Here is a 23,900-nt window from a genome sequence, read left to right on the forward strand (position 1 = left end):
CAGACGATGATGACCTGATGCTCGCGCAAGGCGGCTTCGATCTCGTCGCGTTTGCCGCTGACGGGCAGCGATTCGGGGAAGGTGATGGGGGGGAAGGTGGCAGACATGGCTCAAGCATCAGGCAAGAGCGCGATTATCCCCACTCCCCGGGGATGGCACGCAGTTTCGTGCTCAGTAGGTGGTGACCGCAGTGAGGCGGCTTTGCATTTCGCCTAGCGAAATTTGCTCAATGACGTGGCCCAGAATCCACTCGTGCCCGAAGGGATCGCGAATCATGCAGGCTCGCTCACCATAGAACTGGTCTGAGGGCGGCCTCAACAGGGTGGCTCCTGCTGCCACGGCCATACTGGCCAGTTCATCCACATTGTTCACATGCAAGTGAAAGGCACAACCGACCAGCCCCGTCTGGGGGCCGAGTAAACCGTACTCCGGGTACTCTTCCGATACCTGCAGCACGGTGTTGCCCAGTTGCAGTTGCACATGGCCAATGCGTCCGTTTGACTCGGTCAGGCGAAACAACTCAATCGCCCCGAACACGGCTTTGTAGAACTCGATGGCTTCTGCGGCTCCCTTGACCCGCAGATAAGGAAAGAATTCCTTCACTGGTCCAGTCGATAGGTTCACGGCGAATGTCCTTTGTTCAGATTCTTGTCGTGGGAAACAAACCACCTGAAAGCAGTAGGCCACAGTGGCCTGTTTTTCAATCACTGAAATACCAGCCCATTCGCCCCCCTGCCTTTTCCATTTACGATGCGGGGTTGACGCCCGATTTTGTCGGGACCATTTTTTGGCCTTTAGTTGGCCTCTTTGTTGGCCCTTTTGCTCAGCCTGTTGCTTGATGAGGCAGTTCACCCCGTGATGGACCTGGTCTTCCCCCACACCTTCGTGCCGTGGTTTCGCTCCGTGGCTCCCCATATCCACTCGCACCGTGGCAAGACGTTCGTGGTCGGTCTATCCGGCGAGCTGATCGCAGCAGGCAAGCTGGAAAATTTCGTTCAGGATCTGGCGCTGATGCAGGCCATGGGCATTCGCATTGTGCTGGCCCACGGTTTCCGCCCCCAGTTGGAAGAGCAACTGCGCGCCAAAGGTCACACATCCAAGTTCAGCCACGGCATGCGCATCACCGATTCCGTGGCGCTGGACTGCGCCCAGGAAGCAGCCGGTCAACTGCGCTACGAAATCGAGGCGGCGTTCTCGCTGGGGCTGCCCAACACCCCCATGTCGGGCGCCTCGGTCAGCGTGATTTCGGGCAATTTCGTCACGGCTCGGCCCGTGGGCATCGTGGACGGCGTGGACTTCATGCACACCGGCCTGGTCCGCAAGATCGATGCGGTCGCCGTGCGCCGCGCCATCGACACCGGCGCCATGGTCATGTTGTCGCCCTTCGGCTTTTCGCACACGGGCGAGGCTTTCAACCTCAGCATGGAAGACGTCGCCACCAGCGCCGCCATTGCCCTGCAGGCGGACAAGCTGATCTTCGTGACCGAAGTGCGTGGCATCTTGCAAAGCATCGTGCAAGAGCCAGCGCGCGCCAAGGAGCTGGAGGCCGCCCAGAACGACCCTGATGCCGAAGTGGATCAGGAACTCGCCCTGCTGGATGCCAAACGCCTGCTGGCGGCACTGCCCAACCCCTTGCAACCCACCGACACGGCGTTCTACCTGCAACATGCGGTGAAAGCCAGCGAAGGTGGCGTAGAACGGGTGCACATCATTCCGTTCTCGGTAGACGGCGCCTTGCTGATGGAAGTGTTCACCCACGATGGGGTGGGCACCATGATCGTCGATGAGAAGCTGGAAAGCCTGCGCGAAGCCACGCCGGACGACGTGGGCGGCATTCTGCAGCTGATCGAACCGTTCGAGAAGGATGGCACCCTGGTCAAACGTGACCGCACCGAGATCGAACGCGACGTGTCGCAATACACCGTGATCGAGCACGACGGCGTGATCTTCGGCTGCGCAGCGCTCTACCCTTTCCCGGAAGCCTCGACCGCCGAAATGGCCGCCCTGACAATTTCGCCTGCCGTGCAAGGTCAAGGCGATGGCGAGAGAATTCTGAAACGCATCGAGCAGCGCGCTCGGGCCATGGGCCTGTCAACCCTGTTTGTGTTGACGACCCGCACCATGCACTGGTTCATCAAGCGAGGCTTTGCCCCAGTGGACCCGGACTGGCTGCCCGAGGCCCGCAAACGCAGCTACAAATGGGACCGGCGCTCACAAGTGCTGGTCAAGAATCTGAAGTAAACCGAACTGGAATATCGAAATGGCACGCACCATTCACTGCAAGCACCTGGACAAAGAAGCCGAAGGCCTGGACTTTCCTCCCTACCCTGGCGAACTGGGCAAGCGCATTTACAACGAGATCAGCAAGGAAGCCTGGCAAATGTGGATCAAGCACCAGACCATGCTGGTCAATGAGAACCGCCTGAGCCTGGCTGACGCCCGCGCCCGCCAATACCTGGCCCGCCAGATGGAGCAGTTCTTCTTCGGCGCCGGCGCCGAGCAGGTGCAGGGTTACGTCCCGCCCACCCAAGGCTGACGGGACGCTCTAGCCCGATCAGGCCGGCATCAGGAAGTCACGACTGATGCCGTAGCCCAAGTCACTGACGCGGTCCAGGAACTGCGTCAGGTAGGCATGCAGGCCTGTGGCCATGATTTCTTCAATCCGGCCATACTGCAGGTCAGCCCGCAAGCGCCCAGCGCGGCGCAGGGTGTCATCGCTGTGGTCATTGGCCACCGCTTGCAGGTTGGACACCACCTCGTTCATGCAAGCCAGCAGCGAACGAGGCATGTCAGGACGCAGAATCAGCAACTCGGCAACTTTCTCCGGCCGGATCACGTTGCGGTACACCTTGCGGTACACCTCGAAACCCGACACGCTGCGCAGCACCGCTGACCAGTGATAGAAGTCGACCTCTTTGGTCTCGCTGTCTAGCCCCGAGCCGAAAAACTCCGTGTTGCGTGCGTGGAACTTCACATCCAGCAGCCGCGCCGTGTTGTCGGCACGTTCCAGGAAGGTGCCAATACGCTGGAAGTGGAAAGCCTCGTCTTGCAGCATGGTGCCCAGAGTCACGCCGCGCGAGAGGTGCGAGCGGAACTTCACCCATTCGAATAACTCGCCGGGATCGCGAGCCAGCGCCCCACTCTTGATGAGCCGGTTGAACTCCAACCAGGTCTGGTTCATGGTTTCCCAGACCTCGGTGGTCAACGCCCCCCGCACGGCTCGGGCGTTCTCGCGCGCCGCTCGCAGGCAACTCAGAATGCTCGACGGGTTGCGCGACTCGGACACCATGAACTCCATGACGTTGCGTGCGGTGACCTCGTCGTGCAAGCGCGCGTAGTCGTTGGTCAGCTCACTGATGCTCAGCAAACCGCGCCACGCTTGGGCAACCGCTTCGGCTGATTGCGGCAACAGCGAGGTCTGGTAGTTCACATCGAGCAAACGCGCGGTGTTTTCAGCACGCTCCATGTAGCGCGCCATCCAGAAAAGGTGGTCTGCGGTGCGTGACAACATGGGCTTGGTCTCCAGGTTCGATACGGTACGGGTAGCCTGCGTCAGGTGGGCAGGCAGGTGTTGCTCGATGCGGTCGTTGAACATGCTCAGCCCTCCAGCACCCAGGTGTCTTTGGTGCCGCCCCCCTGGGAGCTGTTCACCACCAGAGAGCCTTCCTTGAGGGCCACCCGGGTCAGCCCACCGGGCACCATCTGAACCGTCTTGCCTGAGAGCACGAAGGGCCGCAGGTCAATGTGCCGAGGGGCAATGCCTGACTCGACGAACGTGGGGCAAGTTGACAAAGACAGCGTGGGCTGAGCAATGTAGTTCGATGGGTTGGCCAACAGTGCTTGGCGGAAATCTTCGATTTCTGCCTTGGTGGAAGCCGGCCCCACCAGCATGCCGTAGCCACCAGCCCCGTGGACTTCTTTGACGACCAGGTCGCCCAGGTGATCCAGGGTGTACTGCAAATCGTCCTTTTCCCGGCAGATGTAAGTGGGCACGTTCTGAAGGATCGGCTTCTCGCCCAGGTAGAACTCGATCATCTTGGGCACATAGGGGTAGATCGACTTGTCATCGGCAATGCCGGTGCCAAACGCATTGGCCAAGGTCACGTTGCCTGCGCGGTAGGCGCGCAACAAGCCGGCCACACCCAGCGTCGAATCCTTGCGGAAGACTTCCGGGTCCATGAAGTCATCGTCAAGGCGGCGGTAGATCACATCGACCCGCTGCGGCCCCCGCGTGGTACGCATGTAGACGAAGTCGTCTTTGACGAACAGGTCTTGCCCCTCGACCAACTCGATGCCCATTTGCTGCGCCAGGAAAGCGTGCTCAAAGTAGGCCGAGTTGTACATGCCAGGGGTCAAGACGACCGCCGTGGGTTCGTTGACCCCGTTGGGCGTCATCGCCCGCAGGGTGTCGAGCAACAGGTCGGGGTAATGGGCAACCGGGGCGATGCGGTGTTCGGCGAACAACTCGGGGAACAAGCGCATCATCATCTTGCGGTTTTCCAGCATGTAGCTGACGCCGCTGGGCACGCGCAAGTTGTCTTCCAGCACGTAGTACGTGCCCGAGCCATCGGGATTGGCTGCGCGAACAATGTCGATACCGGCGATGATGGAATAGATGCCACCCGGCACATTGAGCCCGACCATTTCCTTGCGGAACTGGGCGTTGTTCAGAACGGGCTCGGATGGCACCACCCCGGCCTTGAGAATCTCCTGGCCATGGTAGACATCGTTGAGGAAGAGGTTCAACGCCGTGACGCGCTGGCGCAGGCCCTTTTCCATTTCCTTCCATTCCTGGCTGGGAATGATGCGGGGAATCAGGTCGAAAGGAATCAGGCGTTCTGTGCCAGCACCGTCTTCGTCCTTGTCGCCATACACCGCGAAGGTGATGCCAACTCGGCGAAAGATCATTTCGGCTTCTTCACGGCGCGAGGCCATCAACTCGCCAGGTTGACGCGCCAGCCAACGATCGTAGCCCCGGTAGTGTTCACGCACCTGGGCGCTGCTTGCATGCATCTCGTCAAAGTATTTCATTGACTCTGCCCCGTCATCAGGGCCCCTCAAAAAACGCGGTCAGTCCCATTCATGCATGGACCGTGCCAGCTCCCTGCCAGCAGCAGGGGTAAGCACGGTTTTGGGGCTGACGCACGGCACCCATGCATTCATGCTACGCCCGGAAGGATGACCACACCACTGTGGTGCATCAAACCGGTGCCGGTGCTGTTGCCTTCAGTTCACGGGTGGTGACACGCACCAACAAGGTGTGCTCACCGCCGCCTCGGATCACCCCGCGCAAAGGCGTGACGTCGCCAAAATCCCTGCCTTGGGCGACACGCACATGCTGCCTGCCAGGAATACAGCTGTTGGTGGGGTCGAGGTCAAGCCAATCTCCCGCCCCATCCAGCCCCAAGCCTGGCACCCAGACGCTGACCCAGGCATGCGAAGCATCGGCCCCGACCAAGGGGGCCTGACCTGCAGGTGGTGTGGTGAGCAAATACCCGCTGACGTAACGCGCGGCCAGCCCATGAGCACGCAGACAGGCCAGCATGAGGTGAGCAAAGTCCTGACAGACCCCTTTTCGCTCGATGAAGACGTCGAGCACAGGGGTGGAAATGCTGGTAGAAGCAGGCGCGTAGTCGAAATCAGCGTGAATGCGCTGCATGAGTTCAATGGCGGCCTCGGCCAGGGGGCGATCGGGCTGCAGCGATGGCGCCGCGTATTCGATCAAAGGCTCAAGACGCGGCACATAGGGCGAGGGGTAGAGGAACTCGCTGGCAGCCTGGAACGGGGCACTGGCCCGATAGCCCAGGCACTCACGAACATCCCCACAGGTGGCTCCTGTTGCTGGCATCAGATCCACATAGCGGTCGCGGACCCACACCTGGCTTCGCGCAACCACACGCAACTCACGGTGCGCGGCATGCAAGGCAAAGTACGCGCGGTCGTTGCCTAGCGCATCAAGCCGATGGTGCAATCGCTGCGGCTGGGGGCTGACATCCAGCTCAAAACGCTGCAGGCGCTGGGCCGCGTCTTCCAGCGGACGCAGACAGGCCATGTGGTGAGATTGGTCCACCGCATGGGCGTACTGGTAAAGCGTTTCATGCTCAACCGACAGCAAGGACCACAATGACGACTCGGCGGCGGGGCTCATGTGCTTTCCATCAGGTGCTGACCATCGAGTCCGTTGGCTCGGCGTGCACGAAATAGCGACGCCCCACTTCGTCAGACAAGCGCCAGCCCAAGGTCACCAGGGATTCCAGCAACTGTTGCATGGCCGCGGCCCCCGAGGCCGGATCGGCCAACAGGGAGAGGGGCAGCCCCACGCCCTCGGCAGGCAACAGGGTCAGCCAGTCGCCTGACTCCCCGGCTTTGATTGGCAATTTACCCAACTCGGTTCGCAGGCGGCGCAAGATGCAGGCCAAGGCTCTGGGGTTGCTTTCGTCCATCACCAGGAGGGCCAGCACAGCGGGCACTTCCAAGCGGCGCTGGAAACGGGCACGGAAGGTGATGGTGCTGTCAAAGAGTTCGAGCACACGGTCAAACCCGTCAGGATGAGCCAAGGCACGATGCGACCAGAAGGCTTGCAAGACCGTGGCGTGGTTGACCAACCGCTCAATGAGCCGCCCTACGGTTAACAGACGCCAGCCCGGGTCACGGGTCATGCGGTCTGTCTGTGCTCCGGTGATGGCAGCCAGCTGCAAGCCCAGGCGATCTAGCGCCGGTTGAATCTGGTCAAGCGAAGCCACACCAGCCGGCGCTTCCTCGGCAGAGCGACCCAGCACCTCGACAAACTCGCTCCCCATGGCGCGCAACCAACGCGCGTGCTCTGCCGACAGACGATCGCGCAAGACCTGAGCCGACCGATCCAGTGCCGAGAGGTTGTACGCCAAGCTGTATGCGCCCTGCTTGGCTCGCGCATCGCTGAGTGCGTCGAGCAAGGCACGCTCGAATACACGGGGCGCTTGCAGCAGATGCGGCGTGCCAGCAGGCACCAGCCCATGTTGTTCGCACAGTTCTGCGATGGCCTGCAAAACAGAATCGTGGGGCTTGTCTTCACCCGAAGGAAGATCTTTGAGGGTCTGAAGCAAGCGCAATTGCTGCTCACACCGCTCGGTGTAGCGCCCCATCCAGAACAGGTTCTCGCCCGTGCGGCTGGACACGGGGCGCTGGCGCTGAACCAGTTCGTCTCCCCGAACGGAGGTCGGCATCATGGAGAAGGTGTCCACCGGGCCATCAGTAAGCACCCAGGTATCGAGTGAGCTGCCACCATGCTGCATGGACATGGGGCCAGTCTCGCGGTTGGCGATGCGGGTCATGCCGCCAGGCAGTACCTGCCAGCCCCCTTTGCCATCTGACAAGGCATACACACGCAAGGCCGCGCTTCGCATGTTCACCTGCCCTGCTGACCACACGGGTGCCTGCGCATAAGGCACGAAGCTTTGCACCGTGTAGGCCGCAGGATCAAGCTCAATGCAGGCGCGCCATGCGTTCAAGGCTTCGGCCGAGAGCTGATTGCCCAGCACGACTTCGCCGCCCCCTGGGTAACTGTGGCGAATGACCTGCTGGTGTAATCGGGGCTGAATGTCTTGCCAGGCGCTGGCCTCTCCACACCACCAGGTTGGCAGGGATGGCAAGGCCAGAGGTTCGCCGAGCAGATGGTCTGACAAAGCCGGCAAAAAGCCATGCAAGGCCGGTGATTGAAGGAAGCCCGTGCCCAGGGCGTTGGCCAGCACCACTTTGCGTGCCCTCACCGCTTGCATCAGCCCAGGCACGCCCAAAGTGGAATCGGCGCGCAACTCCAACGGGTCGCAGTAGTCGTCGTCCAATCGGCGCAGCAAGCCATGAATGGGCTCCAGCCCCTGCACGGTCTTGAGGAAGAGGCTGTCCTCTCGCACCACCAGGTCCCCCCCTTCCACCAACGGCAGACCGAGGTAGCGCGCCAAGTAGGCGTGTTCGAAATAGGTTTCGTTATAAGGACCCGGGGTCAGCAAGGCCAGGCGGGGCGGCTGCCCCCCCGCACACTCTTGCGCGAGATCGGTGAGCGTGTCGACCAACTGGCGATAACCGCTGGCCAGATGCTGCACGTGCAAAGCCCGGTAAGCCTCGGGAAACAAGCGAGACACCAGCAGGCGATTCTGCATGACATAGCCCAGGCCGGAGGGTGCCTGGGTGCGCTGGGTTACCACCCACCAGTTGCCATCATGGCCACGCGCCAGATCGAGTGCCAGCACATGCAAGTACACGCCACCGACCGGCTGTACCCCATGCAGGCCACGCACATAGCCAGGGTGACCCAGCACCAGCGCAGAGGGCAATAACGCCTGTTTCAAAAGGCGCTGCTCGCCATAGGTGTCTTGCAGGATCTGATTGAGCAAACGCGCACGTTGCGCCACACCACGCTCCAGACCGCGCCACTCTTGCGCCGACAGAATGAGCGGCAATGCTTCCAGCGACCAAGGACGGCTTTGACCGCCCGGCGCGCTGTACACGTTGTAGGTGATGCCGTCTTCCTGAATCTGACGGGCCAACCAGGCTTGGCGACGCGTGAGATCGTCCAGCGGCGCACCAAGATGGTTCGCAAACCCTTGCCAAACTGGACGCAACGTTCCTGCCTCGGTTCGAAATTCATCGTAATGCCCGGCATCTGCTGGCAGGCCGCGGCGAAGCATGTCCTGCGCCAGCGCATCAGACAAATCGGTTTCGTCGAACAAGGGCAAATTGGAGGCCATGGGAAAGGAGGTCACCGGGTCATTGTGACGCAAGCAAGAGCCGAGCCGAAGGCTTCACCGCTTCGAGAGCTGCTCTTCCAGGCATTGCAACAACTTCGCCACATTCAAGGGCTTGGTGATGTAGGCAGCAAACCCGCGCTCCCGTGCCGCATGCACACGATCGGGCATGGCATCGGCCGACAGGGCCACCTTGGGAATGCCTCGGGTTGCCGGGTCGGCATCCAGTTGATCCACCAACTCGAAACCGGTCATGTCCCCCAGGTGCATGTCAAGCAGCAGGAGATCAGGTCGGTGCTGTCGCACCATGTCGAGGGCCTCGGCGCCGCTCTTGGCCACCAACAGGTGCCACGATGGTCGCAAAGCCATGATCTGCCTGACCAAGACCACATTCACCTCGTTGTCTTCAACGTACAGGACGGTGGCAGCACTGGAGGGCTCAGGCAAATCCAGCAGAGGGCCGTGATCGGATTGGAGATCTTCATCGGACGCAGGCAGCTCCACGGTGAAGCTGGTTCCCACCAGGGGCACGCTGCGCACCAACAGCTGGCCTCCCATCAGATCGACCAGGCGTTTGACGATGACCAAGCCGATCCCGGTTCCATCGATGCCCTTCTGATCGGCCCCCAGGCGATTGAACGGCTCGAACAGATGCTGTTGCTGCTCCTCGGTCAAGCCCAGGCCCGTATCGCTGACTTCGATGGCGATGCGGTCGCCCGATTGCCACGCCCGCACACGAACCATGCCCTCTGGGCGGTTGTACTTCACCGCATTGCTGACCAGGTTGACCAGGATCTGGCGCAGGCGAACGCGATCGGCCATGACAGACGACGCCAGTTCGAATTGCGGTGGCGCCAATTGAACGCGCGCAGCCTGCGCAGATTCCGCCACCATGGCCAGCACATCCAGCACCACGGTATCGACATGCACGGGCTCAAGTGAGATGGGCATGTCACCGGCTTCGATGCGAGACAGATCGAGCACGTCGCTGATGACCGCCAGCAAATGTGCGCCTGATCGCTCGATGAGCTCGACCTTGCGAATTTGCCCCTCACTGAGGCGAGGTTGCGTGTCGATCCTCAGCAGTTGGGCAAACCCGATCACGGCATTCAATGGCGTGCGCAACTCATGGCTCATCCGGGAAAGGAACTCGGACTTGGCTCGCGACGCGCGCTCGGCCGTTTCCGCTGCCACCATGGCTTCCTGATAGAGCTTGTGCTCGGTGATGTCAGAAATGTAGCCACAGCGCACTTCGAGCCCGTCCGGGTCGATCCCTGCGACCGAGTCCGCCGAGCACCAACGCATTTCACCCTGGCTGTTGCGAACCCGGAATTCGCTGTGCAGGCGCCCGGAACTCTCGACCGCCAAGTCACGCTGCTGGAAAAACTGATTGAGGTCTTCCGGCACCACCCGGTTGTACATGGCCCAAGGGGAAGCCAGGGCCTCTTCCGGCGAACACCCGAAGAGATCGCGGGCCCCTTCGCTGACAAATTCCAGACGCCCGCCTTTATCCGGCCCAGGTCGGAACACATAAATCACCCCGGGCAGATTATTCGACAGTGCCGTGAGCAAGGCATTGCGCTGGGTGAGCCACGCATCGTGCCGTTTGCGCTCGGTGATGTCGGCAAACACGACGTACCAGGTCTGAGCCCGATCCCCCTGGAAGCCAGGCTGGAACTGCACAGAAAACCAGCGCCCCACCGAACCTGAGGCAGGCATGCGGCAATCGACCTCGACTGTGTGGCGATGGCGTGCGCTGTCTTGAATGGCGGCGTTCAGTGCAGGCCGATCTTCCTCAAAAATCAGCTCGGCAACCCGACGTCCGACCAGGGCATCGCGCCCCATGCCCAAGAGCCGACAGGCTTGCTCATTGATTTCAATGACGACGCCATCGCGGTCCAGGATGGCCTGGGCCGCAGGAGAGCGCTGGAAACAATCCAAATAGTCGGGGAGATCTGAACTGGGCATGATTGAATTTAACCCGAGCAAAGACGGTATGACAGCCGACAACCTTGCGGGCAAACCCGAGGACCATGACTGACACTGGCGGAGCCAGTCAACGCCGCTGGCGGTCATTCCAAAACAAAACAATTCAGGACAACATGAACCCAGATGCCATCGATGCCCTGCTGGATCAGGCCTTCGACGCCATGGATGCAGGACAGCCACTTCAGGCTCGCACACAGTTCCAACACGTCTTGCAACAAGCCCCCGATCAGTTCGACGCTTTGCACATGCTCGGCGTGCTGGCCATGCGCGACCACGACTTCCCTCAGGCGATGGCGTTGATCGGCCGCGCTCTGGCGCAAGACCCCGACTTCGCCACCGCACAACTCAATATGGGCCTGGCCTGCATGGGGGCCAATCGCCCCCAACAGGCCGTGCCCCACTTTGAACGGGCCCTCGCTCTGGAACCCCAAAACGAGCAGGCCCGTGGCGGGTTGATGGCGGCCCGCCTGTCACGCGCACATGCCTTGCGGGTGGCCGGACTGCACGAAGCAGCATGGAGCGACTATCAGGCGGCCCTGCCCGCTTTCGCCCAGGACCCGGCTGGCTGGAGTGGGCTGGCCCAGACTCAGGAAGCCCTGGGCCAGCACGATGCAGCCCAGGAGAGCTATCGGCGCAGCCTGGCCCTGGATGGCAATCAACTGGCCCCCTTGGTCAACCTGGCGGGCCTGCTGCGCGACGCAGGTCAAACCACTGAGGCCATCAGTCTGAGCCAACGCGCAGTCGACCTGGCCCCCGACCTGGCGGAAGCCCACATGAATCTGGGCGGCGCCCATCTGGATGCAGGCAACCTGCAAGCTGCCCGCGATGCGTTCGCCCGCGCGTGCGCCCTGCAACCCGATAACGCCGAGGCCCAGTGGGCGCTGGGCTGGGTGGCCCTCCTGGCGGGCGACTGGGATCAAGGCCTGCCCCAACTCGAATGGCGCTGGAAGAAAGACAGCTTCACCAGCCCGCGCCGACCGTTCAGCCAGCCGCAGTGGCTCGGCCAAATCAACCCGACGGGGCAAACCCTGTTGCTGCATGCCGAGCAAGGTCTGGGCGATACCTTGCAGTTTTGCCGCTATGCCGCAGCCCTGGCCGACCAGGGTGCAAAGGTGGTCCTGGAGGCCCCTGGCTCACTGGTCGGTTTACTGCAAAGACTGCACCCCAGCGTTCAGGTGGTCCAAACCGGTTCGCCCCTGCCCCCGTTTGACCTGCACTGCCCACTGATGAGCTTGCCGGCCGCCTTCCGCGCGCGGCCAGATGCGCTGCTGGCGCCTGAGGCCTACCTCACAGCCGACCCGCAACGGGTTCTGACCTGGCAAACGACCTTGGGCCCCAAAGCCGCTTTGCGTGTGGGACTGGTGTGGTCGGGCAACACCGCCCATAGCAACGACGGGCTCCGTTCCATGCCTCTGAGCACCCTGGTCGCCCACCTGCCTCCCGGCCCGAGCTACCACAGCCTGCAAAAAGAGATTCGTGATGGCGACCGCTCGACTCTGGCGTCGCACCCCGAGATTCGCCAACACGCCTCGCAGTTGATCGACTTCGAGGACACCGCCGCCTTGATCGAGCACATGGATGTGGTCATCAGCGTGGACACGTCGGTGGCCCATCTGGCTGCCGCCATGGGCAAGCCCACCTGGATCCTGCTGCCCCACAGCCCAGACTGGCGCTGGCTGATGCACCGCAGCGATTCCCCGTGGTACCCCAGCGCCCGCTTGTTCCGTCAGACGCAAAGAGGCCAATGGCACGACCCCTTGCAGGCCGTGGCCGCCGAGCTGGCCAGACTCGCATGATCCAGCCACCACTCGGCGCTCGCCAGGCACAGACCCCTTACTGCGCTGTTACTGCGCTTTGAGCGCGCGCAAATCCAACGTCAGCGGGTGCTCGATGCCCGGCGGCAAGGGCTTGAGCGTCATCACGCCAGGGGTGTGCCCCATGCGGAAGAAGCGCGCCAGACGCCGACTTTCGGCCTCGTAGGCATTGATCGGGAAGGTGTCGTAGTTGCGCCCGCCCGGGTGGGCCACATGGTATTGGCACCCGCCAATCGAGCGGCGCAACCAACTGTCGACCACATCGAAAGTCAAGGGCGCATCGGGTCCAATGGTGGGGTGCAGACAAGAAGGCGGCTGCCAGGCACGGTAGCGCACCCCGGCCACGAATTCGCCCACTCGCCCAGTAGGATGCAGAGGCAGGATGTGGCCATTGACCGTGATCACATGGCGATTGCCGTTCAGGCCGGTCGCTCGCACCTCCAGACGCTCCAGTGAGGAATCAACGTAGCGAACGGTTCCGCCTGCAGCCCCCTCCTCACCCATCACGTGCCAAGGCTCGAGCGCCCCTCTCAGGGTCAGGCGCATGCCCGCCGCAGCGATTTCCCCGATGTAGGGAAAGCGGAATTCAAAGTGCGGGGCAAACCACTGCGGATCGAAATCGAACCCGGCTTGACGCAGCTCGGTGAGCACATCCGCAAAGTCTTGCTCCACAAAGGCGGGCAACATGAAGCGGTCGTGCAATTCGGTGCCCCAGCGAGTCAAACGTTGGGCCCCATGGCCCTGATAAGGCTCACGCCAGAACCAGGCGACCAAAGCGCGAATCAGCAACTGCTGCACCAGGCTCATGTGGGCATGCGGAGGCATTTCGAACGCACGCAACTCCAACAAACCCAGACGCCCCGTCGGGCCATCGGGTGAGTACAGCTTGTCAATGCAGAACTCGCTGCGGTGGGTGTTGCCTGTGGCGTCGATCAGCAAGTTGCGCAGGGTGCGGTCAATCACCCAAGGCGGACATTGCCCCCAGATGGCCTCTTGCCGCTCCACCTCGCGCAAACCGATTTCCACCTCGTAGACCTGATCAGTCCGCGCCTCATCCACCCGCGGGGCCTGACTGGTCGGCCCGATGAACAGGCCCGAGAACAGGTAGGACAAGGAGGGGTGGTTGTGCCAGAAGGTGATCAGGCTCGTGAGCAATTGCGGGCGCCGCAAGAAGGGGCTGTCTGCCGGAGTGGCCCCGCCCAGCACAAAGTGGTTGCCCCCGCCGGTGCCGGTGTGGCGTCCGTCGATCATGAACTTCTCGCTCGACAACCGGGTTTCGTGCGCTGCCTGGTATAGGAACTCGGTATGGTCCACCAGTTGCCCCCAGTTGCGCGCAGGGTGAATGTTCACCTCGATGACACCGGGATCTGGCGTGACCTGCAACACCGTCAAGCGTGCATCGCGGGGCGGTGGGTAACCTTCCAGCACGATCTGCATGCCCAGGTCGGTGGCGGTGGACTCCACTGCGGTCAACAGGTCCAGATAGTCATCCAGACTGGACAAGGGGGGCATGAACACATACATCACACCGCCGCCATCACCTCGCGACTCCACCTTCGGACCATTGGCCCGATCCGGGTTGCGAACCTCCACGCACAAGGCCGTCCGTGTGATCCAGTGGGCCGACTCAAACCGATCAGGAACGCGATGGGGGGCCACTGAGGCTGCCGTGGCCGGGCCCGCCGCCCCCAGGATGGGATTGGCCCGCAAGTTCCCCCACTCGCCGTTCTGGCCCGCGCCACCCAGGCCACTCACGGTTTGCCCCTGAACGCTGACCGCGCCACCTTGCGCAAAACCAGCACCAACCTGGTGCGAAGCGTATTGCCCCTTCAGAACACTGGCGTCCAGCAGGTCCGGCTTGGGGGCAAACGGGTCATGTTCATGAACAAAGGGATACTCGCTTTGACTGACCCAGGGCAGGGAGTCCAGCGGCAAGCGGTAGCCCATGGGCGAATCACCAGGGATGAGGTACATGCGCTCGTCGCGGAAGAACCAGGGCCCAGACACCCAACTGGGCCCACTCAGGCCAACGGGCCAGTCTCTCTTGAGCGGCAGGGCATAGCCGACTTCATGGTTCAGCCCCTGGTCAAACACCCGGCGCAGGCGTACCCGTTCGAGTTCATCGTCCAGGCGGGCATCCAGCGGATCCACGTTCACGGGCAGGCGTCGTTCACGCCACAGGTAGTACCAGGTGTCTTCGTAGCCTGTTTGAATGTGATCGCTGCCCACGCCCAGCTTGGTGGCAAGGGTGTCGATGAACAAGCGGGCATCGGCGCTGGTATAGCGAATGGAGTGGCGTTCGTCAGCAAACAGCGTGGGGTCATGCCAGCAGGGCTGGCCATCGGTACGCCAGAAAATGGACAAAGCCCAGCGCGGCAGCTGCTCGCCCGGGTACCACTTGCCTTGGCCAAAATGCAGAAAACCGCCCTGCCCGTAGCGTTGCCGCAAGCGGTGAACCAGATTGGTCGCCAGCCCACGCTTGGTGGGGCCCAAGGCATCGGTGTTCCATTCGGCACCATCGCGGTCGTCCACCGACACAAAGGTTGGCTCGCCCCCCATGGTCAGTCGCACGTCTTGCTGCTGCAGGTGCTGGTCAACCACCTTGCCCAGCGCATCGATGGCCAGCCATTCGTCTTCGGTGTAAGGCTTGGTCACCCGGGGCGACTCGTAAATACGCGACACCGACATCTCATGGTGGAAGCTCACCTCGCATTCGTCGACCGCCCCAGTCACAGGGGCGGCCCCAGTGGGCTCGGGCGTGCAGGCCACCGGAATGTGCCCTTCACCTGCCAGCAGGCCGGAAGTCGGGTCCAGCCCGATCCAGCCCGCACCGGGCAGAAAGACCTCGCACCAGGCATGCAGGTCGGTGAAATCAACCTCTGTGCCGGAAGGGCCATCCAGCGCAGCCACGTCGGCCTTGAGCTGGATCAGATAACCCGACACGAACCGCGCAGCCAAGCCCATGTGACGCAAGGCCTGAACCATCAACCAACCGGTGTCGCGGCAAGAACCTGACTGCAAGGTCAAGGTTTCTTCCGGGGTCTGCACCCCCGGTTCCATGCGAATCGTGTAAGCAATCTCGCGCTGCAGGCGCTGGTTGAGCCCCACCAGGAAGTCGATGGTTCTCACCTCACTTCGGTCGATGCTGTCGATGAAGGCCTGAAAGCGCGGGGTGAGCTCACTCTTGACGAGATACGGGGCCAGATCTCGTGCCGAGGCATCGTCGTAGACAAAGGGGAAATGCTCGGCGTGCGGCTCCAGGAAGAAGTCGAAGGGGTTGTACACCGCCATCTCGGCCACCAGGTCCACCGTGATGCGGAATTCCTGAGTGCGCTCGGGAAAAACCAGACGGGCCAGATGATTGGAAAACGGGTCCTGCTGCCAGTTGATGAAATGCACCACCGGCTCGACCTTCAGCGAATAAGACAGGATGCGGGTGCGGCAATGCGGGGCTGGCCGCAAACGTACAACCTGCGGCGACAGGCTGACCAGCCGGTCGTACGTGTAATGCGTGACGTGATTGAGGGCAACGTGAATGGACACTCGGATCTCCAGTCGAACCAGATGGTTTCAAGCCTGCAGATGTGCAGCAAGTTACGGGCCAGATCGGTGCATGTCAATCTCGACCCAGGAATCAGGCACACTCTCGCTTTTCCCGGATAACGGCTCGACGCATGTCTGACACCCCTTCTCAAATTGCACCCACCGGCACCGCTGCCAGCGAAATGACGCCCGCCGAATGCGGCCAAAAGCTCAAAGAGCTGTTTCCCGCGCTGTTTGGTGCAGACAAGCCGCTGCCCCTGAAGTTGCGAATTCAGGCTGACATTCAGGAGCGCGCCCCTGGCGTCTTCACCAAAGCCGTGCTGTCGGCTTTCCTGCGTCGCCACACCGGCAGCTACGCTTACCTGATCGGCCTGACCAAAGCCACTCAGCGTTTTGACCTCGATGGTCAACCTGCTGGTGACCTGACCGACGAGCACCGTCAGGCGGCGTCCGACGAACTCAAGCGCCGTCGTTCGGTGAAAGAAGCCCAGCGCGAAGAGCAGGAACAGGCCATCCGCCAGCGCGCGGGCCTGCTGCGCGACTTCGAGCGCACCACCCTCACCCAGGCCAACTTCTGCGCCCTCAAAGGCATTGCCCCCGAGGCCCTCGAAGGCCTGCTGGCTCAAGCCCGTCAAGACCGCATTGATCACCCCGAACTGCTGGCCCCCAAGCGCCCTGCCACCGGCCCTGGTCGCAAGCCCGGAGGTCCTCGCCGCCCAGATGGCCAGGCGCGTGCCGATCGATCGGACCGCCCTGACCGTCGCGGCAATGGTCGCCCTGACCGCCCTCGCCAAGATCAGGCCCGCCAGGCTGCAGCTCCGAAGAAAGACTGAGGCGCACCATGAACAAGACGCTGACCAACCGACTCACACGCGTTGTTTTTGTGGCGGGAACGGGTCTGTTCAGCGTCTTGCTTTGGCAAGTGGCGCACATACCGTCGACCGACGACGCCATCGTGGCCGATCAACTGGGCAAGCTCATGGCCTCAAGCTATGGGCATTTTCCAGACCGCAAAGTCGTCGAGCAGCAAGGCCACGGTCAGATCTACTACAGCCACCCCGGTGCGTTTGCCCACCCCACGGTGGACCTCTACGAAGTGACTTCTCCGCACGACGTGGCCCAGATCGAAGCGGCAACACGGCAGGCGCTGACAACCGCGCATGCGAAATCAGTCACCTTGCGATTCTTCGAAAAAGAGAATCAGCCCCTGTTTGCCAGTGGCGGGCGCAGTCACGCCGGCGAACGCTTGATCAAGACCGAGGTGATTCAGGCCGGTTCGGTCTGACCCATCCGATCTGATTCAGTCGGCATAAAACACATGGCACGGCGCGTGGCGCTGCTGCCAGGCCAAGCGAATCGGGTACTCACGTGCCGGCCCATCGCGTTCGGCGCGGTGCAAGACATCCCATTTGGCTTCGCCCGTCAGGTAGATGGCCAGATTTTCGGCATCGACCAGACACGTCGGCGACAGGCTGACCCGCGACACCGGCACGTTCGGCGGCAGAGGCGCCCCGATGGCCAAGCAGCGCTCCGGTGCGGCCTGGGAATCGACCCAGGTTGCGTCATGTGGAAACAGAGACGCTGTGTGCCCGTCCGAGCCCATGCCCAGCACGACCACACTGGCGGGCCAGGGCAAGGCGTCCAACTCACCTCGAATCAGCGGCAACGCATCGTGGGCATTCATGCCTGTGCGCCAGAACGGCATCCAGATGGCACGCGCCGCCTCCCCTTTGAGCAAGTGCTCTCGCACCTGACGCTCGTTGCTATCAGGGTGCGTAGGAGGCACCCAGCGCTCATCGGCCAGGGTCACAACCACCTGATCCCAGGGCAAGCTCATGCAACTGAGGGCGTTGAAAAACGGCACCGGGGTGCTCCCCCCTGACACCACCAGCAAAGCCCGATCACGGGTTCGCAAGGTTTCCGTCAGACACTGCGACACAAAAGTGGCCAATTCCAGCGCCAAATCGGTGGGGGTGGCCGAGCAGTGGAAGTCCAGCATGGGTTGCATTTCAATTGACCCTACAGTCTGAATGACCACCATAATGAACCATCTGCATGTGTTTTTGTAGCGAGATGGCCCACCCCAACGTGACGCTTCACCCACAACTGCAAGCCGTGACCGAACGGATCAGGCAACGCAGTCAGGCCAGCCGTGCTGCTTACCTGCATGGTGTGGATGAGGCAGCACGCCACCATCCGGCGCACATGGCCCAACGCGCCAGCCTGGGTTGCACGAATCTGGCGCACGCCTACGCTGCAGCCCCAGCCCAAGACAAGATCTGGCTGCGCCAGCAAAAGCAACCCAATCTGGCCATCGTGTCGAGCTACAACGACATGCTATCGGCGCACCAGCCTTTGGCAGCCTACCCTGACTGGATCAAAGAAGCCGCAAGGGAAGTGGGCGCCACTGCCCAGTTTGCTGGCGGGGTGCCCGCGATGTGCGATGGCGTGACCCAAGGGCAGCCGGGCATGGAGTTGTCGCTGTTCTCTCGCGACGTCATCGCCATGAGCACAGCCATCGCCCTTTCGCACAATATGTTCGACGCCACCCTGTGCCTGGGGGTGTGCGACAAGATCGTGCCGGGCCTGCTGATGGGTGCCCTGGCCTTCGGGCACCTTCCTGCGGTCTTCGTGCCGGCTGGACCAATGAGATCCGGGCTGCCGAACGACGAAAAAGGCCGCATCCGCCAACTTCACGCCGCCGGGAAAGTTGGCCCTGAAGTTCTACTGGAGGCAGAAGAAAAGTCTTACCACGGCCCCGGCACCTGCACGTTTTACGGCACCGCCAACAGCAATCAGATGTTGATGGAGATCATGGGCCTGCATCTGCCTGGCTCAGCGTTTGTGCCACCAGGCACAGCCTTGCGCGAAGCCTTGACACGCGAGGCAGCCCGGCAAGCCGCACGCCTGGTTCAGTCTGGCTCGCACTACACCCCCGTGGGACATGTCATCAACGAGCAGGCCATCGTCAACGGCATGGTGGGCCTGCTGGCCACCGGTGGCTCCACCAACCACACCTTGCACTTGGTGGCCATGGCCCGCGTCGCTGGCATCATCATCAACTGGGACGACTTTGACCAACTGGCCACGGTGGTCCCCCTGCTGGCACACGTCTATCCCAATGGCAGCGCCGATGTCAATGCCTTCCACGCTGCAGGTGGCATGGGCTTGCTGATTCGAGAACTGCTCAACCATGGCTTGCTGCACGAACAGGTCCGAACCGTGGTGGGCCCCAGCCTGCGTGCGTATACCCGCCAACCCGTTTTGCAAGATGGCCAATTGGTGTGGGTCGAAGCGCCCGAGCACAGTAGCAGGCCGGATGTACTGGCCACGGTCAGCCAACCGTTTGCGCCCGACGGAGGCCTGAAGGTGCTGCAAGGCAATCTCGGGCGCGCGGTGATCAAGGTGTCGGCCGTCAAACCCGAGCACTGTGTCGTAGAGGCTCCCGCGCGGGTCTTCAACGACCAGGAAGAGCTGCTGACCGCCTATCACCAAGGCGAACTGAACCGCGATGTGGTGGCTGTGGTGCGCTTCCAGGGGCCCCGCGCCAATGGCATGCCCGAACTGCACGCCCTCACCCCAGCTTTAACGAACCTGCAAGACCAGGGCTACCACGTGGCTTTGGTCACTGACGGACGCATGTCGGGCGCCAGTGGCAAGGTACCGGCCGCCATTCATGTCACGCCGGAAGTCCTGGCCGATGGTCCTTTAGGCAAAGTGCGAGATGGTGATCTGATCCGTGTCAACGTCCACACAGGTGAGCTCCAGGCCCTGGTTGCCCCGGCCGAATGGCAAGCCAGAGAACTGGCGATCCTGCCGCCAACGGGCTACCACCACCACACCGGCATGGGCCGCCAGTTGTTCGGCACCCTGCGTCAGCAGGTCAGCAGCGCTGAGCAAGGCGCCATGACCTTTGGGCTGCCTCTACCAACCGACCCGAATCCCAAATGAGCAACAAGAACCACCTGCTGCAACCGATGCTGAACATCAGCCCGGTGATTCCCGTTCTGGTCATCGAACGAACAGAGGATGCCTTGCCCATTGCGCAAGCCTTGCTGGCCGGCGGGCTACGGGTGCTGGAAATCACCTTGCGCACGGCCAACGCACTCGAAGTCATTCGTGAGATCAGCATCAACCTACCCGAGGCTGTGGTGGCTGCGGGTACCGTGACCACCCCCAAACAGTGGCACGCCGCTGCTCAGGCAGGAGCCCAGTTTGTGGTCTCGCCCGGCCTGACTGCACCGTTGGCACACGAGGCCGCCAAAGCCCCCGTGCCGCTTCTGCCCGGGGTGGCCACTGCGTCTGAACTGATGACTGCAGCAGATTCGGGCTTCGAGTGTTTCAAGCTATTCCCGGCACAGCACGTCGGTGGTGTGGGGCTTCTGAAATCTTTGCATGGCCCCTTCCCACACGCGGTGTTCTGCCCAACCGGTGGCATCACCCCAGACAATGCCCAAAGCTACCTGGCTTTGCCCAACGTGGCCTGCGTAGGTGGGTCGTGGCTGGCGCCAGGCAAACTGGTTCAGGCTCAGGATTGGGCCGGCCTGACCGAACTGGCGCGACAAGCTGTCGCGCTCAAGGGCGTCTACTCAGCCTGATCGTTGCAGACACCGCCTGAAGACGACGTCATCGGATGCCAAAGGCACCGATCAATGCATCGTTGATCACCGACTGAAAGTTCAGATCCTTGAGCACACTCATGCCATTGGTGGCTGCCTGAATCACCGTTTCCACGCGGAGGTTCTGGTTGTTCAAGGTGTTCTGAATGTAAGTGGCAAAAGGCACCGTCAAAGCCGTGGGGTCCACCCTATTGCCCGGCCCCCTTTGCACCGCTTGCCCGGTCATCGAAGCCAGCTGCTGTGCCAGCAAGTTCGCCTGCGCAGGCGACAGCCGACTCACATCGCCGATCTGAAACCCGGTCGCCGTGATCAACTGGTCGTTGACATACACGACCCGACTGATGCCAAAGGACACGACCACGCCGGCGCCGAAATCAAAACCACCACGCAGGTCATCAAGCTGGTGATCGCTGACTGTCTGCCAAAGATCTTCGGGGGCTGCCGAAGCCTGGCCCCAACTCGAACCCGCGCACGAAAACGCCGCGGCGAGTAAACAACCATGCCTCACACGACAAAGAACGTGCCATATTGGTTCTGGCGCGCATCGACTCGCACTCATCAGAAGTCTCCTGGCCCATTGCGAGGCATGGTGACCACATCCAGCCCGCCACGGCTGACGCCTGAGGCCAAAGGTGCATAAGGGGCCGCGCGCCAGTCTGATGCCAGGTTGAAGCGAGCCTGTTCCATTCGGTTGTGAATGACGAACAAGAGTCGATTCGGCCAACTGACATCGAACTCCTCACGTGGCACCGCCCGTGTTCCGCTGGCAGGATCCCCCAGCAACACCCGATCATCTTTCAGACCTTTGATGACAACAAAGTGGTTGTAGCCATGCTCGTTGATCAAGACAATCGCGGGCACCTTGGCCTCGGCCAGCTTGTCGAGGGATTGTTCGAATCCATCAGCCTCGAAGCCCAGTTCTTGCAAAAAGAGCTTCATGTCGTACATGGAGAAGCCTTCCCGTTGGATCTTGGGCTGATCGCCACGTTGGTACATCTGCTCGAACACATCCTGCTCGGACACAGGGAAGCCGTAATGGTGGGTCAGCAGCGTGGCCACCGCTGCCGACCCACAACTGAAGTCGTATTGCTGACGAATGGTCGAGGCGAGCCGGGCAGCCTGGACGCTGGTGACGGGAACAGCCACACTGCCTCCACCCAGAGACGGCAGGTACACACCTTGCCCCCAGGTCGAAGCCGCGACGGTTGAACACAGCAACGATGACAGCATCCGACTACGCATACCCGCCCCCCCAACTCAATTCATCTGCACATGCAGGATCACCGCGTTCTGAATGAGCACATTGGCGCCAGAGTTCTGGATCACCAACGGCAGCCCACTCATGTTGGCAAATGCCCCGGCACTGATGGCATTGGAACCGGTCGACACATCGGTAGCAGAGTTGCCTACCGTTCGGCCGACCAGCTTCATGTCGTTTTGCACCAGGTCACTGCCACCTCGATGTTGATTCAGCTGAGTCGAATCAACCGGCTTGCCAAACGGGCTGGCAAAGATGGGCTTGACCTCTGTGTCAGGTGAGGCAACGGGTAGCGCCTCACCCCACGACTGAACCGGGAACACGATGACGACCGCCATGCAGACTCCCCCTGCCATAACGATGGGTTTCATGATGAGTCCCTTCGCAAGTGGATTGAATGACAGCCGCGGGCTTACTTGCCTACACCCAATGACGATTGAACGTTCACGCTTTGCTGCACCAATGCCGCCGCACCACTGTTTTGCGAGACCAGCATGATGCCCGCCGCCGACTGGCCCACATTGGTCATCGTGTTGGCCAAGCTAAACGCGCCCGCCGTCACAGTGTTGGTGCCCCCAGCGCCGCCCGTGCCACCTTGGCCTGCACCACCCACACCACCTTGCGCGGTGTTGTTACCGCCATTGCCAGCACCGGCCGTGCCCGATGCGCCATTGCCACCGGAACCACCCGCCCCGCCGGTGTTGCTGCCATTGGTGGCACTGCCATTGGTGGCATCGCCATTGCTGGCGCTACCACCCGCGGCACCTGTGCCGGCTGCTGCGGTACGCGTACTGCTGCCGCCATCGCTGGATGCAGTCCCACCCGTTCCGCCAGCACCACCGGCGCCACTGGCACCACCCGTGGCTGAAGCCGATCCAGCGACAGGCGGCATGACCGCCCCAGCCGTGGCCGATGCATTGCCCCCATTGCCAGTGGCCCCACCGGCTGCCCCGTTAGCCCGTGCGGCACCAGCGGTGTTGTCCCCATTGGCCGACCCGCCTTTGCCATGGCCTCCGGCACCTGCAGTCGCACCCGAGTTCGACGCACTGCCATTGGTGGCGTCACCATTGCTGGCTTTGCCACCGTTGCCGCCCGCAGCGCCAGCACCGCCTGAGGCGTCACCGCCCGAGGCCATGCCCATGGCTTTGCCGCCATAGCCATCACCGCCGCGACCGCCCTTGCCGGAACCACCCGAGGCCGATCCGGAATTGGTGGCACTGTTACCGAAGCCATACACGTTGTTGTTTGACACCGTGCCGCTGAGAGTGCTGCTCGTTGTGATCGTGCTCTTGTTGAACGCATTGTCAAACGTCCCGGTCGAGCCATTGTTCATCGCAGCAGAGCGAGCACCGTTCGAGACCGCATCACCCGAATTCTTGTTGGTGCTGTTTTCGGTCTGCGTATCGGTGGTGGTGGTTGTCGTGGTATCGGTCTTCGTCCGCGTGTTGTTGTGCGTGTGCGTGCTGGAGTCCGTGTTGGTGTTGGTAGCGGTGCTGGTCGACGTGGTGGTGTCGGTCTTCGTATTCGTACTGTTGCTCGTGTTGTCGCCTCCACCAGTGGTTTGTGTCGTCGCATTTTCAGCTCCGATGGCCGACGCGCTGAAGCCAAAACAAAGGGCAATGGTTGATGCCAGAAGTGTCTTTTTCATGAGCCTCTCCGTGGGTTGACTGCATTGATTGAAAGAGCAAGGTGGGTGAGTTGCGTGTCCGCAAATCGAGGACCCACAAGGCAGATTCCATGCCACATCCAGCGAACCATCCGGCCCAACAACGCGACGCCAGGGAGAGCCCATCCCATCCAACATTCGGCCTTGGAAACGAGGACAAGCGACGGACCAAGAAGCGGCGGAAACGTCACAGGCTCAAGACACCCATTTGCCTCGTATCCGGTCTGACACCCTTTATCCATGGGCGATTCCGGGCGAACACATGCAAGACAGCTGTCATCTCGATGT

The 23,900-nt window shown here is 61.8% G+C and carries 20 protein-coding genes; 8 read left to right on the forward strand and 12 right to left on the reverse strand.

What is annotated here, in order from left to right; translation table 11 throughout:
• Positions 1 to 171: 171 nt before the first annotated feature.
• Positions 172 to 624 carry a VOC family protein gene (locus VFW72_RS13010; RefSeq protein WP_329674732.1) on the reverse strand — a complete coding sequence of 151 codons (453 nt, stop codon included), beginning with the start codon at positions 622 to 624 and terminating at the stop codon, positions 172 to 174.
• A 234-nt stretch (positions 625 to 858) separates the two neighbouring features.
• On the opposite strand from VFW72_RS13010, the gene argA reads away from it, so the two are divergent.
• Both argA and VFW72_RS13020 read left to right on the forward strand, forming a co-directional pair.
• Complete coding sequence (argA, locus tag VFW72_RS13015; RefSeq protein WP_329675003.1) at positions 859 to 2,241, forward strand: amino-acid N-acetyltransferase; 1,383 nt, start codon at positions 859 to 861, stop codon at positions 2,239 to 2,241.
• A 19-nt stretch (positions 2,242 to 2,260) separates the two neighbouring features.
• Complete coding sequence (locus VFW72_RS13020) at positions 2,261 to 2,536, forward strand: oxidative damage protection protein (RefSeq protein WP_329674733.1); 276 nt, start codon at positions 2,261 to 2,263, stop codon at positions 2,534 to 2,536.
• 18 nt (positions 2,537 to 2,554) lie between these two features.
• Here the strand turns inward: VFW72_RS13020 and VFW72_RS13025 are convergent, their stop codons facing one another.
• The 5 genes from VFW72_RS13025 to VFW72_RS13045 all read right to left on the reverse strand — a co-directional run bounded on the left by VFW72_RS13025 (position 2,555) and on the right by VFW72_RS13045 (position 10,691).
• Complete coding sequence (locus VFW72_RS13025) at positions 2,555 to 3,511, reverse strand: alpha-E domain-containing protein (protein WP_329675004.1); 957 nt, start codon at positions 3,509 to 3,511, stop codon at positions 2,555 to 2,557.
• An 86-nt stretch (positions 3,512 to 3,597) separates the two neighbouring features.
• Positions 3,598 to 5,031 carry a circularly permuted type 2 ATP-grasp protein gene (locus VFW72_RS13030; RefSeq protein WP_329674734.1) on the reverse strand — a complete coding sequence of 478 codons (1,434 nt, stop codon included), beginning with the start codon at positions 5,029 to 5,031 and terminating at the stop codon, positions 3,598 to 3,600.
• A gap of 169 nt (positions 5,032 to 5,200) precedes the next feature.
• Positions 5,201 to 6,148, reverse strand: a complete 948-nt coding sequence (locus VFW72_RS13035) for a transglutaminase family protein (RefSeq protein ID WP_329674735.1) — start codon at positions 6,146 to 6,148, stop codon at positions 5,201 to 5,203.
• Positions 6,149 to 6,158: 10 nt separating this feature from the next.
• Complete coding sequence (locus VFW72_RS13040; RefSeq protein ID WP_329674736.1) at positions 6,159 to 8,741, reverse strand: circularly permuted type 2 ATP-grasp protein; 2,583 nt, start codon at positions 8,739 to 8,741, stop codon at positions 6,159 to 6,161.
• A 39-nt stretch (positions 8,742 to 8,780) separates the two neighbouring features.
• The gene (locus VFW72_RS13045) at positions 8,781 to 10,691 is read right to left on the reverse strand and encodes a PAS domain-containing hybrid sensor histidine kinase/response regulator (RefSeq protein ID WP_329674737.1); all 1,911 of its coding nucleotides are present in this window, start codon (positions 10,689 to 10,691) and stop codon (positions 8,781 to 8,783) included.
• A gap of 134 nt (positions 10,692 to 10,825) precedes the next feature.
• Here VFW72_RS13045 and VFW72_RS13050 point away from each other — a divergent pair, with 134 nt between their 5' ends.
• Complete coding sequence (locus VFW72_RS13050) at positions 10,826 to 12,508, forward strand: tetratricopeptide repeat protein (RefSeq protein ID WP_329674738.1); 1,683 nt, start codon at positions 10,826 to 10,828, stop codon at positions 12,506 to 12,508.
• 48 nt (positions 12,509 to 12,556) lie between these two features.
• Here VFW72_RS13050 and VFW72_RS13055 read toward each other — a convergent pair whose 3' ends face one another.
• Positions 12,557 to 16,069 (reverse strand): transglutaminase family protein, encoded by a 3,513-nt coding sequence (locus VFW72_RS13055; protein WP_329674739.1) that lies wholly within the window; start codon positions 16,067 to 16,069, stop codon positions 12,557 to 12,559.
• A gap of 131 nt (positions 16,070 to 16,200) precedes the next feature.
• Between VFW72_RS13055 and VFW72_RS13060 the strand changes: the two genes are divergently transcribed.
• Positions 16,201 to 16,902 carry a ProQ/FinO family protein gene (locus tag VFW72_RS13060; protein ID WP_329674740.1) on the forward strand — a complete coding sequence of 234 codons (702 nt, stop codon included), beginning with the start codon at positions 16,201 to 16,203 and terminating at the stop codon, positions 16,900 to 16,902.
• Positions 16,903 to 16,910: 8 nt separating this feature from the next.
• Positions 16,911 to 17,354, forward strand: a complete 444-nt coding sequence (locus VFW72_RS13065; protein ID WP_329674741.1) for a hypothetical protein — start codon at positions 16,911 to 16,913, stop codon at positions 17,352 to 17,354.
• Positions 17,355 to 17,369: 15 nt separating this feature from the next.
• Here VFW72_RS13065 and pgl read toward each other — a convergent pair whose 3' ends face one another.
• Positions 17,370 to 18,077, reverse strand: coding sequence for a 6-phosphogluconolactonase (pgl, locus tag VFW72_RS13070; RefSeq protein WP_329674742.1), 708 nt, complete (start codon positions 18,075 to 18,077; stop codon positions 17,370 to 17,372).
• 80 nt (positions 18,078 to 18,157) lie between these two features.
• Here pgl and edd point away from each other — a divergent pair, with 80 nt between their 5' ends.
• The gene (gene edd, locus VFW72_RS13075; RefSeq protein WP_414638810.1) at positions 18,158 to 20,020 is read left to right on the forward strand and encodes a phosphogluconate dehydratase; all 1,863 of its coding nucleotides are present in this window, start codon (positions 18,158 to 18,160) and stop codon (positions 20,018 to 20,020) included.
• On the forward strand, positions 20,017 to 20,667 hold the full coding sequence (locus VFW72_RS13080) for a bifunctional 4-hydroxy-2-oxoglutarate aldolase/2-dehydro-3-deoxy-phosphogluconate aldolase (RefSeq protein ID WP_329674744.1): 651 nt from the start codon (positions 20,017 to 20,019) through the stop codon (positions 20,665 to 20,667). Before edd ends, VFW72_RS13080 begins: the two co-directional genes overlap by 4 nt.
• Positions 20,668 to 20,695: 28 nt before the next feature.
• On the opposite strand, the gene VFW72_RS13085 is transcribed toward VFW72_RS13080, so the two are convergent.
• The 4 genes from VFW72_RS13085 to VFW72_RS13100 form a co-directional block, all read right to left on the reverse strand.
• Positions 20,696 to 21,043 (reverse strand): hypothetical protein, encoded by a 348-nt coding sequence (locus tag VFW72_RS13085; RefSeq protein ID WP_329674745.1) that lies wholly within the window; start codon positions 21,041 to 21,043, stop codon positions 20,696 to 20,698.
• A gap of 203 nt (positions 21,044 to 21,246) precedes the next feature.
• Positions 21,247 to 21,918 carry a C39 family peptidase gene (locus VFW72_RS13090; RefSeq protein ID WP_329674746.1) on the reverse strand — a complete coding sequence of 224 codons (672 nt, stop codon included), beginning with the start codon at positions 21,916 to 21,918 and terminating at the stop codon, positions 21,247 to 21,249.
• Between the two features lie 27 nt (positions 21,919 to 21,945).
• Positions 21,946 to 22,317, reverse strand: a complete 372-nt coding sequence (locus VFW72_RS13095; RefSeq protein WP_329674747.1) for a hypothetical protein — start codon at positions 22,315 to 22,317, stop codon at positions 21,946 to 21,948.
• 41 nt (positions 22,318 to 22,358) lie between these two features.
• Positions 22,359 to 23,198: a hypothetical protein gene (locus VFW72_RS13100; RefSeq protein WP_329674748.1), complete on the reverse strand. Its 840-nt coding sequence runs from the start codon at positions 23,196 to 23,198 to the stop codon at positions 22,359 to 22,361.
• Here VFW72_RS13100 and VFW72_RS13105 point away from each other — a divergent pair.
• Complete coding sequence (locus tag VFW72_RS13105; RefSeq protein ID WP_329674749.1) at positions 23,185 to 23,613, forward strand: hypothetical protein; 429 nt, start codon at positions 23,185 to 23,187, stop codon at positions 23,611 to 23,613. The genes VFW72_RS13100 and VFW72_RS13105 overlap by 14 nt on opposite strands.
• Positions 23,614 to 23,900 lie beyond the last annotated feature (287 nt).

The sequence above is a fragment of the Aquabacterium sp. genome (genome assembly GCF_036273115.1).
Classification (GTDB): Bacteria; Pseudomonadota; Gammaproteobacteria; order Burkholderiales; family Burkholderiaceae_C; genus Aquabacterium.

Excerpts from the sequence above, each read along its gene's own strand:
- pgl (WP_329674742.1), bottom strand. The coding sequence starts at position 18,077 with ATGCAACCCATGCTGGACTTCCACTGCTCGGCCACCCCCACCGATTTG.
- VFW72_RS13095 (WP_329674747.1), bottom strand. The coding sequence starts at position 22,317 with ATGAAACCCATCGTTATGGCAGGGGGAGTCTGCATGGCGGTCGTCATC.
- VFW72_RS13090 (WP_329674746.1), bottom strand. The coding sequence starts at position 21,918 with ATGCTGTCATCGTTGCTGTGTTCAACCGTCGCGGCTTCGACCTGGGGG.
- VFW72_RS13030 (WP_329674734.1), bottom strand. The coding sequence starts at position 5,031 with ATGAAATACTTTGACGAGATGCATGCAAGCAGCGCCCAGGTGCGTGAA.
- VFW72_RS13080 (WP_329674744.1), top strand. The coding sequence starts at position 20,017 with ATGAGCAACAAGAACCACCTGCTGCAACCGATGCTGAACATCAGCCCG.
- VFW72_RS13035 (WP_329674735.1), bottom strand. The coding sequence starts at position 6,148 with ATGAGCCCCGCCGCCGAGTCGTCATTGTGGTCCTTGCTGTCGGTTGAG.
- VFW72_RS13065 (WP_329674741.1), top strand. The coding sequence starts at position 16,911 with ATGAACAAGACGCTGACCAACCGACTCACACGCGTTGTTTTTGTGGCG.
- VFW72_RS13045 (WP_329674737.1), bottom strand. The coding sequence starts at position 10,691 with ATGCCCAGTTCAGATCTCCCCGACTATTTGGATTGTTTCCAGCGCTCT.
- VFW72_RS13025 (WP_329675004.1), bottom strand. The coding sequence starts at position 3,511 with ATGTTGTCACGCACCGCAGACCACCTTTTCTGGATGGCGCGCTACATG.
- VFW72_RS13020 (WP_329674733.1), top strand. The coding sequence starts at position 2,261 with ATGGCACGCACCATTCACTGCAAGCACCTGGACAAAGAAGCCGAAGGC.
- argA (WP_329675003.1), top strand. The coding sequence starts at position 859 with ATGGACCTGGTCTTCCCCCACACCTTCGTGCCGTGGTTTCGCTCCGTG.
- VFW72_RS13060 (WP_329674740.1), top strand. The coding sequence starts at position 16,201 with ATGTCTGACACCCCTTCTCAAATTGCACCCACCGGCACCGCTGCCAGC.
- VFW72_RS13050 (WP_329674738.1), top strand. The coding sequence starts at position 10,826 with ATGAACCCAGATGCCATCGATGCCCTGCTGGATCAGGCCTTCGACGCC.